The organism is Microbacterium sp. OVT16B, assembly GCF_019969705.1.
GTDB classification, from domain to species: Bacteria; Actinomycetota; Actinomycetes; order Actinomycetales; family Microbacteriaceae; genus Microbacterium; species Microbacterium natoriense.
This window is the reverse complement of the sequence record NZ_JAHXZA010000001.1, coordinates 831441-844250: the sequence shown is the minus strand read 5'-3', so window position 1 is coordinate 844250 and position 12810 is coordinate 831441. Positions and strand designations below refer to the sequence as shown.

Here is a 12810-nt window from a genome sequence, read left to right as displayed (position 1 = left end):
CACTCAGAATACTGGCACACTGGTGCGGAGGAGGGGTCCCATGAGCACAGCAGCGCCCGTCGAGGAGTCCGCACGACCGGAGCGACGCCGCCGACGGTGGCGCCGCACGAAGATCACTCTCGGCATCCTCCTCGCCGTCGCCGCGGTCGTCGCGATCATCGGATCGATCACACCGTGGCCCTCCGCGATGGTGATCCGGGCGGTGTTCACGAAGGGCGGAGACGACACCGCCGCGGAGATGGACCGGCACGTCCCCGACACGAAGCTCACCGAGACCCTCGACGTGGCGTACGCAGACGGCGGCACGGACACCACGATGGATGTGTTCTCACCGGCATCCGCCTCGGGTCCGCTGCCGACCGTGGTGTGGATCCACGGCGGCGCCTGGGTGTCGGGCGCGAAGGAGAACGTCGACCCCTATCTCCGGATCCTCGCCGGCGAGGGGTACACGACGATCGCGGTGAACTACACGCTCGGCCCGGAGGGCGTCTACCCGCTCGCCGTCACGCAGCTGAACGAGGCGCTGGCGTACATCGACGCGCACGCCGAGGAGCTCGGCGTCGATCCGACGCAGATCGTGCTCGCCGGGGATTCGGCGGGAGGTCAGCTCGCGAGCCAGCTCGCGACTCTCATCACGAACTCCGACTACGCCGAGATCATGGGCCTCGCGCCCGCCCTGCGGCCGGATCAGCTGGTCGCGACCGTCCTGAACTGCGGGGTCTACGACCTCTCCGCCCTCGCCGAGCTCAACGGCCTCGTCGGCTGGGGGTTCAAGTCGTCGATGTGGGCGTACTCGGGCGCCAAGGACTGGGCTGAGGGCTCGACCGGCGCCACCATGTCGACCATCGACTGGGTGACCGCCGACTTCCCGGCAACCTACATCTCCGGCGGCAACGGCGACGGTCTCACCTGGCTGCAGTCGATCCCGATGGCGAAGCGACTCGACGAGCTGGGCGTCGAGGTGACCACGCTGTTCTGGCCCGCTCCCCACGAGCCGCAGCTGCCGCACGAGTACCAGTTCCACCTCGATCAGCCCGACGCGCGGACCGCGCTGGAGAAGACGATCGCGTTCCTGGACGCGCACACCACCCGCTGACCCCTCGCCCGCGCCCGAGAGGAGGGCGGGAGGATGCCACGGAGCCGCCGTTCTGTTAGCGTTTCCCTGCCTCGGCGGGTGTGCCGCGGGGCGAAAGAGGAGTGTCCGATGAACCCGACGCGGATGCACGCGGCGACCGATGAGCAGGCGTCGATCGTCGACGCGGTGCTCGACTACTCCCGCCGGCGGATGCTGGCACGGGACGTGCCGCTCGACAAGCCCTTCCCCCCTGGGGAGCTGCGCCGCCTCGCCGGCCGCACCATCACCGACGAGGGTATCGGCGGCACCCGCGCGCTCGCGCTCTTCGAGCACATCCTCGCGCCGGCGTGCCTCACCGCGAGCCACCCGCGCTACCTCTCCTTCATCCCGACCGCCCCGACGACGGCGGCGATCGCTTTCGACCTCGTCGTGTCGGCATCCGGCCTGTACGGCGGCAGCTGGCTCGAGGGCGCAGGCGCCGTGTACGCCGAGAACGAGGTGCTGTCCTTCCTCGCGGCCGAGATCGGCTTCCCCGAGGGCGCCGGAGGCGTGTTCGTGCAGGGCGGCACGATCGGCAACCTCTCGGCCCTCGTCGCCGCGCGTGACGCCGCCAAGCGCCGCCTCGAGGAGGCCGGCACTCCGCTCCCGCCGCGGTGGAAGCTCGTCTGCAGCGCCGAGGCGCACTCCTCGAACAAGTCGGCGGCGAAGGTCATGGACGTCGACACCATCGCCGTGCCCGCGGGCGCCGACGGCAAGCTGCACGCGGAGTCCGTGCGCGAGGCCCTCGTCGAGCACGGCGACGCCGTTTTCGCGGTCGTCGCGACCTCCGGCTCCACCAACTTCGGCATCATCGACGACATCGAGGGCATCGCCGCGCTGAAGGACGAGTTCGAGTTCTGGCTGCACATCGACGGCGCCTACGGCCTCACCGGCATCCTGGCCCCTGAGGCGCGGCACCACTTCCGCGGCGTCGAGCGGGCCGACTCGGCCATCGTCGATCCGCACAAGTGGCTCTTCGCCCCGTACGACTGCTGCGCGCTGCTCTACCGCGATCCCGAGACCGGCCGTCGGGCGCACACGCAGCACGCCGAGTACCTCGACACCCTCACCGACAGCGACGACTTCAGCCCCTCGGACTACGCGATCCAGCTCACCCGGCGCCCCCGGGGGCTTCCGCTCTGGTACTCGCTGACCACCTACGGGGTGCAGGCGTACCGTGACGCGGTGTCGAGCACGCTCGCGCTCACGCAGCGGATCGCCGAGGAGATCCGTCGTCGCCCCGGGTTCACGCTCGTCCGCGACCCGCAGCTCACGGTCGTCGTGTTCGAGCGCGACGGCTGGGACCGCGACGACTACGCCCGCTGGTCCGACGGGCTGCTCGACTCCCAGTACGCGTTCGTCGTCCCGAGCTCGCACGCGGGACGACCCAACACGCGCTTCGCGATCGTGAATCCGCTGACCACCTTCGAGGACCTCGTCGCCATCCTCGACACCATGGAGTGACCTGATCCACCGGGACCGCCGGTGGCTCGCCCACGCGGGCCGCCGGTATTCTTGAGCCATGTCACGCCTTCTCGTCCGCCGTCCCTCTCCGCGTCTCGCCGAAGGCGAGCTCACCCACTTCGAGCGCGTCCCCGTCGACGCCGAACTGGCTCAGCGACAGTGGGAGCAGTACGTCGACGTCTACCGCGGACTCGGCTGGGACGTCATCGAGATCGACGCCGCCGACGAGCACGCCGACGGCGTCTTCGTCGAGGACACCGTGATCATGTTCGGCGACCTCGCCGTGCTCAGCCGCCCCGGCGCCGACTCCCGCCGCGGCGAGATCGACTCCACGCGCGAGGCTCTGGAGCGCGCCGGCATCCCCTTCGTCGCGATCGAGGCCCCGGGCACGCTCGACGGCGGAGACGTGCTCAAGGTCGGCACGACCGTCTACGTCGGACAGACCCTGCGCTCGAACGCCGACGGCTTCGCACAGCTGCGCGACCTTCTCACCCCTCGCGGCTGGACGGTCGTCGCCGTGCCCGTCACCAAGGTGCTCCACCTCAAGAGCGGTGTCACCGCACTGCCCGACGGCACCATCATCGGCTACCCGCCGCTCGTCGACGACGCCTCCGTGTACCCCGAGTTCCTCCCGGTGCTGGAGGAACAGGGCACCGCGGTCGTCGTCCTCGACGACACGACCGTGCTCATGTCGTCCGAGGCGCCGCAGAGCGCCCAGCTGTTCCGCGACCGCGGACTGACCGTGATCGAGACGCCGATCAGCGAGTTCGAGAAGCTCGAGGGCTGCGTCACCTGCCTCTCGGTGCGCGTGCGCGACTGAACAACGGATGCCGGGACCGCGGTCCCGGCATCCGTCCGTCGCATCCGTCCCGGCGTCCGTCCGCCGCCAGAACTCCGGAGAATCGTCGCGATCCGGGTGGAGGCGGCGTAATCCGCGCCGATACAGGCCGGATCTCCGGAGTTCTGGCACAGGCCAGCAGCACCGCGTGACGCAGGCGCTCAGCGCCGCCAGGCACAGGCCGGCAGCGCCGCCTGACGCAGGCGCTCAGGCGCCCGGGTCCTCCGCCGCTTCCAGAAGCTCCCCCGCCGCGCCGCGGGGCACGACGATCACCGGGACCGGCGAGTGCCTGACCACCTTCGTCGCGTGCGAGCCGAGGAACACCCTCGCGATCGGTCCGAGCGAGCTGGACCCCACGACGAGCACGTCGTCGGCCGCCCACTCGACGTCCTCCATCGCGCGCGCCCAGGAATCGCCGACTCCGACGACCGCGCCGTCGAGAGCGGGCGTGCGCGGCAGTGCGGAGACGTCGCGCAGGATCTCCGCGGTGTGCTCATCGATCATCCGCACCCACTCATCGGCGATGCCCTGTTCGGCGGAGAGGCCGACGCCCGCCGTCACGCTCCCCTCGGGGACGACGGCGAACGAGGCGATCCGCAAAGAGGCCCCGATGCTCTGCGCGACGCCGGCGGCCCCGAGCACCAGATCTTTCGCGGCCTCCGTGCCCCCGTATGCCGCCGTGACCCGGCGCACGGTGGCCGTGGGCTTCGCCCTGAACCCGCGCGGCGCGATCGCCACAGGCACCGGCGACGCGTGCAGCAGCGCGTCGTTCACCGAGCCGAGTGTGATGTGCCCGAAGGCCCCGCCCGACGACGACCCGACCACGACGAGGCTCGGGTCGTGCTCCTCGATCAGCTCCAGGATGCCGCGGTGGGCGGAGCGCGCCGAGTGCTGGAGGAACGTGGCCTTCACGCCGCCGAGCTCGGAGGCCGCGTGATCGAGCACGACCTCCGCGGAGCCGCGCAGATAGTCGCGCCACTCCACGTCGGCGTTCCTCGCGAGCGGCGGCCACGTGAGCGGGAGGACCGCCGCGACGATCAGCTCGGTGTCGGCCGAGCGCGCCAGCATCGCCGCCAGCTGCGGCACCGCGACCGAGCGGTGCCCCGGGCTCACCGCCACCAGGATGCTCATCGCTCGTCCTCCTCCACCTGACGCACGGTCGAGGTGAAGGGGATGTCGGCGCCGGCCGCGGCCTGTCGCCCGAGCGTCGAATGCGTGCGTCCGTAGAACCAGTAGTAGACGAGGAACGCGGCCGTCCAGATCAGGAACACGATGATCGTGATCGGACGCAGCTGCGTGATGATCCAGATGCAGCCGAGGATCGACAGCACGGGGATCAGCGGATGCAGCGGCAGGGTGAAGCCCCGCTCGATGTTCGGCTCGCGGCGGCGCAGGATGATGACGGCGACCGAGACCACGAGGAACGCGACGAGGGTGCCGATGCTGGTCATCTCGAGCAGGAAGTTGATGGGGACGAACGCCGCGAGGACGCCCACCACCGCGGCGACGATCATGGTGTTGCGCGCGGGGGCCAGCGTGCGCGGGTTCAGCTTCGAGAACACCGGCGGCACCATGCCGTCCCGCGACATGGCGAAGAGGATGCGGGTCTGACCGTAGAGCACGACGAACGTGACGCTGAAGATCGAGACCACGGCTCCCGCCGCGACAACGGTGCCCGGCCACGACGAGCCGATGATCGACTCCAGGATCACGGAGAGCCCGGCCGTCTGCCCCTCGAACTTGTCGGGCGCCTGTGCGCCGATCGCGGCGACGGCCACGACGACGTACGCGACGACGACGATGATCAGCGCCATGATGATCGCGAGCGGCAGGTTGCGCTTGGGGTTCTTGGCCTCGCCGCCGGCTGTGGACACGGCATCCAACCCGATGAACGAGAAGAAGATGAGCCCTGACCCGGCGATGATGCCCTGCAGCCCGGCCGGAGCGAAGTTCGCGAAGTGGTCGGCGTTCCAGCCGGTCAGCGCCACGGCGACGAAGAACACCAGCACGCCGATCTTGACCATGACCATGATCGCGTTGATGGTGGCGGACTCCCCGGTGCCGCGCAGCAGCAGCAGGGCGCACAGGGCGATGACGATCACCGCCGGCAGGTTCATGATGCCGCCCTGCTCGGGGGCGTTGGAGAGCTCCGGCGGGATCTGGAAGCCGAACAGGTTGTCGAGCAGCTGGTTGACGTACTGCGACCAGCCGACGGCGACGCCGGCCGTCGAAACGCCGTACTCCAGCAGCAGACAGGCCGCCACTCCCATCGCCGGAGCCTCGCCGAGCGTCGCGTAGGCGTAGGAGTATGTCGATCCGGAGACGGGCACCGACCCCGCCAGCTCCGCGTAGCAGAGCGCGGTGACACCGGCGACGGCGCCGCCGATGACGAACGACCAGATGACCGCCGGCCCCGCGATCGGGACGGCGCTGGAGAGCACGTAGAAGATGCCGGTGCCGATCGTGCCCCCGACCCCGATCATCGTCAGCGCGAAGAGCCCGATACTGCGTTTCAGGCCCTCCTCGCTCGCGATCTCCTGCGTGGTGGGCTTACGGCGCAGCAGCTGCTGACTCAACGACGACATGGATGTTCTCCCCACTGTCTCGGGACGATCGTCATCGACCGTCTCCACAGAATCCTCCTGTCAGAGGAATTCCACCAGTACCGCGATCAGAGATCCCTCACAAAGAGGTCGTCCCAGGTCTCGCGGCGCACCACGGCGCGTGCGCTGCCGTGGTCGGCGAACACCACAGGCGGGCGTCGGTACCCGTTGTAGTTGTTCGCCATGGTGTGCGTATAGGCGCCGGTCGCCGGCACGGCGAGCAGGTCTCCCACTCGGGCCGACGGCAGGGCGATGCCGTCGATCAGCACGTCGCCGCTCTCGCAGTGACGGCCGACGACGACGGCGTCTTCGGTGGCTTCCTCGCCCATCCGCTCGGCGAGGACCGCCTCGTAGCGCTGCCCGAACAGCGCGACCTCGAGGTTGTCTCCCATGCCGCCGTCGATCGCGACGAAATTGCGCGCATCGCGCTTGACGGTCGTGACCGTGTACAGCGTCGTCGCGGCGGCGTTGACCATGCTCCGGCCCGGTTCGATGATGAGCTCGGCGGAGGCTGGGAGGTGCGCGCGGGCGGCGCCGATCAGCGCGTCGAGGTAGTCGGAGACGGATGCCGGATGCTCGGAGTACGTGTAGCGGGCGCCGAGCCCTCCGCCGAGGTCGTACACCTCGAACTCGCCCATCGCGGCCAGCGGCTCGACGGCGGCCGCGAGCTCGGCGGGGTCGAGGATCTGCGAGCCGACGTGCGCGTGCACGCCCCGCAGGTCGATGCGGTCGCTACGCCGCAGTCGCTCGATCAGGGGCTGCGCGGCCTCGGGGGTGAGGCCGAACTTGGAGCCGACCTGTCCCGTCGCGACGTGCGGATGCGTCGACGACTCGACGCCGGGAACGATGCGCACGAGGACCCCCTGGCGAGAGCCCGCCGGAACGGCCGCCTCGATGCGCTCGACGTCGTCTTCGTTGTCGACCACGATGAGGCCGACGCCGTGCGTCACGGCGTACTCGATCTCCTCGGTCGTCTTCGCGTTGCCGTGCAGCACGACGAGCGCGGGGTCCACCCCGGCCTTCATCGCGCTGCGCAGCTCTCCTCCGCCCGCGACGTCGAGCCCCAGGCCCTCCTCGACCATGACGCGCTGCACGGCCGTCGCGGGGAAGGACTTCGACGCGAACACGACACGCGCCCGCGGCCAGCGGCGCACGAGCTCCTCGCGGTACTCCCTCGCCCGTGCGCGCAGGGCGGGCTCGGCCACGACGATCGCCGGTGTGCCGAACTCGCGCGCGAGGTCGTCGACCCGGCATCCGGAGATCCGCAGCACGCCGTCGGCGATGTCGGACCCCGCGGGGAGGAGGGTGAGCGGATCGTTCATGGGTGTCTCCTGGTCATCTGGGCCGTCGCGTCGTCGCGCCGGCGGATCAGTCTGCGTGGTCGAGCACGGCCGACAGGGTGCGGCGGGCGAGCTCCGCCCTGTCGTGCGGGGCCCATTTGACGAGCGAGTGCGCGCTCATGCCGTCGACCATCGCGAGCAGCAGCCAGGCGGCCGACGCGGGGTCGACTCCGCCGGGGCCCGAGGCGCGGATCACGTCCTCCAGCCCGCTCTGCCACAGGTCCATCTCCTCGCGCACCCGCTGGCCGAGGGCCTCGTTGCTGGCGCCGAGCGACCACGACTGCACCCACACCAGTGCGACGTCGTCTCTGGTGCGGTCGAGCAGCGTCTCGACCAGCGCCTGCAGGTTCTCCCTCAGGTCGCCGCTGGGGGCGAAGCCGCCGAGCACCTCTTCGCGCTCGGCGGAGACGATGTCTCCGAAGACCTCGGCGACGAACTCGTCCATGACCGGGCGGTAGTGCGCGATGAGCGCGGGCGTCACGCCGACGCGGCTCGCCACCGCGCGCACCGTGAGGGCCTCCAGGCCGCTCTCGTACGCGAGCGCGGTCGCGCCGTGCAGGATCGACCGCTCGCGCTCCTCCGGCGGCATCCTCCGCGGTGCCGCGGCTCTTGACGTGGTGCTCATCGGGAGATACCGTAGCACTCGTTGATCGGGTGTTCAATAGCGATGACGCGCTCACCCGCCACCAGCGAGGAGAACCCCATGAACTGGCGAATGCCCGCCGAGACAGCCCGCCACGACCGCATCTGGATGGCCTTCCCCGCCGAGGGTCCCACGCTCGGCGAGAGCACCGCGGAGCGCGAGGAGGGGTACGCCACGTGGACGGCCGTCGCGCACGCCACGTCGGAGTTCACCCCCGTGTCGATGCTCGTCGACCCGAGCGAGCTCGACCGCGCCCGGCGCATGCTGAGCGGCGCGATCGAGATCGTCGAGGCGCCGGTCGACGAGTTCTGGATGCGCGACTCCGGACCGACGTTCGTGGTGTCGGACGACGGCCGCCTCGGCGCCGTCGACTGGATCTTCAACGGCTGGGGCGCCCCCGAGTGGGCGCAGTGGCAGAAGGCGTCGCAGCACGCCCGCATCATCGCGGGCGCCGTCGGCGCCGAGCTGGTCAGCTCCGTCCTCGTGAACGAGGGCGGCGGCATCCACGTCGACGGCGAGGGCACCGTGCTCCTCACCGAGACGGTGCAGCTCGACCCCCGTCGCAACCCCTTCGCCGACCGCGAGCGGGTCGAAGCCGAGATGCTCCGCACGATCGGCGCCACGAAGGCGGTGTGGCTGCCCCGTGGCCTCACCCGCGACTACGACGACTTCGGAACCAACGGCCACGTCGACATCGTCGCCACGCTCGCCTCCCCCGGCCGTCTGCTCCTGCACGAGCAGCAGAACCCCGAGCATCCCGACTTCCTCGTCTCGCAGGAGCTCCGCGCACACCTGGAGCAGCAGACGGATGCCGCTGGCCGCAGCTTCGAGATCATCGGCCTGCCCGCCCCCTCCACCCTGAGCGACGACGAGGGCGTCGTCGACTGGAGCTACGTCAACCACCTCGTCACGAACGACGGCGTGATCGCGTGCGGCTTCGGCGACGAGCAGGCTGACGCCGCCGCCCGCGCGATCCTCGCCGACGCGTACCCCGGCCGTTCCGTGGTGACGGTCGACGCCCGGCCGTTGTTCGCCCGCGGCGGCGGCATCCACTGCATCACACAGCAGCAGCCCACCCTCTGACGGCGCCCAGCAGCGAACGAGACGAAACGCCTCACCCCCCAAGGAGCACTCATGTTCGATGTCGTCGAAGCCTCGATCGCCGACCTGCGCCGCGCGCTCGAGACCGGAGCCGCCACCTCTGTGGAGCTCGTCGAGGCGTACCAGGCGCGCATCGCCGCCTATGACGCCCCTGGCACGGCGACCGCGCTGAACGCCGTCGTCGTCGTGAACCCGGACGCATCAGCCGAGGCCGCCGCATCCGACGCTCGGCGGGCGGCGGGGGCCCTGCTCGGGCCGCTCGACGGCATCCCGTACACGGCGAAGGACAGCTACCTCGTGAAGGGGCTCACCGCGGCCTCGGGCAGCCCGGCGTTCGCGGATCTCGTGGCGCAGCGCGACGCGTTCACGATCGAGCGGCTGCGAGCGGGCGGGGCGATCTGCCTCGGGCTCACGAACATGCCCCCGATGGCGAACGGCGGCATGCAACGGGGCGTCTACGGGCGCGCGGAGAGCCCGTACAACGGCGACTTCCTCACGGCCCCGTTCGCCTCGGGCTCCTCGAACGGCTCCGGCACGGCCACCGCTGCAAGCTTCGGCGCGTTCGGGCTCGGGGAGGAGACATGGTCGAGCGGGCGCGGACCCGCGACCAACAACGCCCTGTGCGCCTACACGCCCTCGCGCGGAGTGATCTCGACGCGCGGCAACTGGCCCCTTGTGCCCACGATGGACGTCGTCGTGCCGCATGCGCGCACCATGGCCGACCTGCTGGAGGTGCTCGATGTGATCGTCGCCGACGACGCGGAGACCCGGGGCGACTTCTGGCGTTCGCAGCCGTGGGTGCCGCTGCCTGCGGCATCCGCCGTCCGGCCGGAGTCGTACCCGGCACTCGCGGGCTCGGTCGCTCTCGACGGCGTGCGGATCGGCATCCCGCGCATGTACATCAACGCCGACCCGGATGCCGGGACGGCCGAGAACCCCGGCATCGGCGGCCCGACCGGACAGCGCATCGAGACCAGAGCCTCCGTGATCGCCCGCTGGGAGGCGGCCAGGCGCGACCTCGAAGCCGCCGGCGCGACCGTGGTCGAGGTCGACTTCCCTGTGGTGTCGAACTACGAGGGCGACCGGCCCGGTGCTCCGACCATCGCGACCCGTGGCCTGGTGACCCCGGAGTACCTCGAGCGCGAGATCGTCGACCTGTCGGCGTGGGGCTGGGAGGACTTCCTGCAGGCCAACGGCGACCCGGCGCTGTCGACCCTCGCCGACGTCGACGGAGCCGCGATCTTCCCGCACCCCGATGGCGCCCTGCCCGACCGCTACACGGGGTTCGACGACGACATCGCCGAGTACCCCGGCTGGGTGCGCGACAATCCCGGCGTCGGATTCCTCGACATGCCCGAGCTCCCCGACGGCCTGCGCGGGCTGGAGGAGACCAGGCGACTCGACCTCGAGGAGTGGATGGACGGGCTCGGCCTCGACGCCGTCGTGTTCCCCGCGGTCGCCGACGTGGGCCCTGCCGACATGGACGTGAACGCGGCATCCGCCGACCTGGGCTGGCGCAACGGCACCTGGATCGCGAACGGCAACCTCATGGTGCGCCACCTCGGCGTGCCGACCGTGACGGTGCCGATGGGACTGATGGACGACATCGGAATGCCGATCGGGCTCACCTTCGCCGGGCGCTCCCACGACGACAACCGCCTGCTGGCGCTGGCCACCGCGTTCGAGGCGACGGGGGCTCCCGGCTCTCGCCGCACTCCCCCGCCCCGCACCCCGCGCCTCTAGTCGCGGCCGCACGGCGGCGGGCTCCTCATCATCTGCCAACATTTCATCATTGTGACGCCCGACACAGAAGTGATATCTTCAACGGCATGGGCACCGAGAATGAGCGCGCACTCGAAGAGGGCATCGTCACCGACCTGACCGGGCGGATGACCTACGGCTCGTACCTGTCGCTCGACCAGCTGCTCACGGCGCAGCATCCGGTCAGCGTGCCCGAGCACCATGACGAGATGCTGTTCATCATCCAGCACCAGACCACCGAGCTCTGGCTCAAGCAGCTGCTGCATGAGCTCTCCTCCGCTCGCGAGCTGCTCGCGAGCGACGACCTCCGCGAAGCGCTGAAGCGGGTCGCGCGGGTGAAGAAGATCCAAGACGTGATGACGCAGCAGTGGTCCGTCCTGGCGACGCTCACGCCGACCGAGTACGCGCAGTTCCGCGGTGCGCTCGGCAGCTCCTCCGGCTTCCAGTCGGTGCAGTACCGCGCGGTCGAGTTCGCCCTGGGCAACAAGAACGAGAAGATGCTCAGCGTCTTCCGCGATCACCCCGCGAACCTCGCCCTCCTGACGGCCGAGTGGGAGAAGCCCACCCTGTACGACGAGTTTTTGCGCTACGCCTCACGCCGCGGTCTGCCGGTCCCGGCCGAGATCCTCGAGCGCGACGTGCGCCTGCCCTACCGCGAGACCCCCGCGCTCGTCCCGGCGATCCGCGAGATCTACCAGAACCACCAGGAGAACTGGGATCTCTACGAGGCCTGCGAAGACCTGGTGGACCTGGAAGACAACTTCCAGTTCTGGCGCTTCCGTCACCTGAAGACCGTGGCCCGCACGATCGGCATGAAGATCGGCACCGGCGGTTCCAGCGGCGTCGGCTTCCTGCAACGGGCCCTCGACCTCACGTTCTTCCCCGAGCTGTACACCGTGCGCACCGAGATCGGCGGCTGATGAGGGCCGCGACGTTCTTCGACGGAGAAGGATGGCGCGAGGGCACGCTGTCCGTCCACGGCGACCGGATGCTGCTCGCCTCCGGCTCCCCGGCATCCGACCTGCCACGCCTCGACGGCGTGATCGTCGGCGGCTTCACCGACCACCACGTGCATCTTCAGCTCGTCGAGCACACCCGACTCGACGGCTCGCGACTGGGCCGCGTGGTCGACCTCGGCGCGAACCCGGACGTGGTCGCCCGGCTCGCCGCTCACAACTCCTCAAGAATCGCCGTCGGCCCCGGGGAATCGGGCCGATTCCCCTCGAAGTCCGCAGATCTTGAGGAGTTGCGAACACCGACCGCCGGACGCGCGACCGACGTCGAGTACGCCGGGGCCTTCCTCACCGCGGTCGGAGGGTATCCCTCCGACCGGAGCTGGGCGCCGACGGGATCCTTCCGCGAGATCGCGACCGCCGAGGATGCCGTCGCGGCCGTCGCCGAGATGGCGGATGCCGGAGCCACGCGCATCAAGGTCGCCTGCAACAGCAGCGCGGGGCCGGTCCTCGACGATGACCTCTTCCGCACGATCGTCGAGCTGTCCTCGCAGCGCGGACTCCCCGTCGTCGCCCATGCGGAAGGACCAGGCCAGGCGCAGCGCGTGGCACGGCTCGGAGCCCGATCCCTCGCGCACGCCCCGTTCACCGAGCGGCTCTCCGACGCGGACATCTCCGCGCAGGCGGCATCCGTCTCCTGGATCTCCACCCTCGCCGTCCACGACGACGCCGGCCGGGCGATCGCCGTCGACAACGTCCGCCGGTTCCACGCCGCGGGCGGCGCCGTGGAGTACGGCACCGACATGGGCAACGGCCCCACGCCGGTCGACCTGAACCCGCGCGAAATCGACGCGCTCCGCGAGGCGGGCGTCGACGGCCCCGCGCTGCTGCGGGCGCTCGCCCCGGTCGATCCGCTCGATCCGGCATCCGTGCTGCTCCTGCTCCCCCACCCGACCTCCGACCCGATCGACGCCCGACCCCTGAAGGTGTGAC

General features: G+C 70.5%; 11 protein-coding genes. 7 read left to right on the top strand and 4 right to left on the bottom strand.

Translation table 11 applies throughout. The features are described from left to right. The first annotated feature begins 40 nt into the window (after positions 1-40). The 3 genes from LC438_RS03835 to ddaH all read left to right on the top strand — a co-directional run bounded on the left by LC438_RS03835 (position 41) and on the right by ddaH (position 3398). The gene (locus LC438_RS03835) at positions 41-1096 is read left to right on the top strand and encodes an alpha/beta hydrolase (RefSeq protein WP_223585898.1); all 1056 of its coding nucleotides are present in this window, start codon (positions 41-43) and stop codon (positions 1094-1096) included. A gap of 108 nt (positions 1097-1204) precedes the next feature. Continuing rightward, positions 1205-2578 (top strand): pyridoxal-dependent decarboxylase, encoded by a 1374-nt coding sequence (locus LC438_RS03830; RefSeq protein WP_105672859.1) that lies wholly within the window; start codon positions 1205-1207, stop codon positions 2576-2578. 58 nt (positions 2579-2636) lie between these two features. Further along, the gene (gene ddaH, locus LC438_RS03825; protein WP_223585897.1) at positions 2637-3398 is read left to right on the top strand and encodes a dimethylargininase; all 762 of its coding nucleotides are present in this window, start codon (positions 2637-2639) and stop codon (positions 3396-3398) included. A 225-nt stretch (positions 3399-3623) separates the two neighbouring features. Here ddaH and LC438_RS03820 read toward each other — a convergent pair whose 3' ends face one another. The 4 genes from LC438_RS03820 to LC438_RS03805 all read right to left on the bottom strand — a co-directional run bounded on the left by LC438_RS03820 (position 3624) and on the right by LC438_RS03805 (position 7984). Beyond that, positions 3624-4547 (bottom strand): universal stress protein, encoded by a 924-nt coding sequence (locus tag LC438_RS03820; RefSeq protein WP_105672861.1) that lies wholly within the window; start codon positions 4545-4547, stop codon positions 3624-3626. Then, positions 4544-6001 carry an amino acid permease gene (locus tag LC438_RS03815; RefSeq protein WP_105672862.1) on the bottom strand — a complete coding sequence of 486 codons (1458 nt, stop codon included), beginning with the start codon at positions 5999-6001 and terminating at the stop codon, positions 4544-4546. The genes LC438_RS03820 and LC438_RS03815 overlap by 4 nt, the downstream gene beginning before the upstream one ends. Before the next feature lie 86 nt (positions 6002-6087). Then, complete coding sequence (gene lysA, locus LC438_RS03810) at positions 6088-7341, bottom strand: diaminopimelate decarboxylase (RefSeq protein ID WP_223585896.1); 1254 nt, start codon at positions 7339-7341, stop codon at positions 6088-6090. A gap of 46 nt (positions 7342-7387) precedes the next feature. Continuing rightward, entirely contained in the window at positions 7388-7984 is a 597-nt protein-coding gene (locus LC438_RS03805; protein ID WP_223585895.1) for a TetR/AcrR family transcriptional regulator, read from the bottom strand. 78 nt (positions 7985-8062) lie between these two features. Here LC438_RS03805 and LC438_RS03800 point away from each other — a divergent pair, with 78 nt between their 5' ends. The 4 genes from LC438_RS03800 to LC438_RS03785 all read left to right on the top strand — a co-directional run bounded on the left by LC438_RS03800 (position 8063) and on the right by LC438_RS03785 (position 12809). Further along, positions 8063-9085: an agmatine/peptidylarginine deiminase gene (locus LC438_RS03800; protein ID WP_223585894.1), complete on the top strand. Its 1023-nt coding sequence runs from the start codon at positions 8063-8065 to the stop codon at positions 9083-9085. Between the two features lie 51 nt (positions 9086-9136). Further along, positions 9137-10846: an amidase gene (locus LC438_RS03795; protein ID WP_223585893.1), complete on the top strand. Its 1710-nt coding sequence runs from the start codon at positions 9137-9139 to the stop codon at positions 10844-10846. A gap of 86 nt (positions 10847-10932) precedes the next feature. Then, a complete protein-coding gene (locus LC438_RS03790) occupies positions 10933-11784 on the top strand; it encodes a tryptophan 2,3-dioxygenase (protein WP_105672867.1) in 852 nt (283 codons plus the stop codon). After that, positions 11784-12809: a hydrolase gene (locus LC438_RS03785; protein ID WP_223585892.1), complete on the top strand. Its 1026-nt coding sequence runs from the start codon at positions 11784-11786 to the stop codon at positions 12807-12809. The genes LC438_RS03790 and LC438_RS03785 overlap by 1 nt, the downstream gene beginning before the upstream one ends. Position 12810 lies beyond the last annotated feature (1 nt).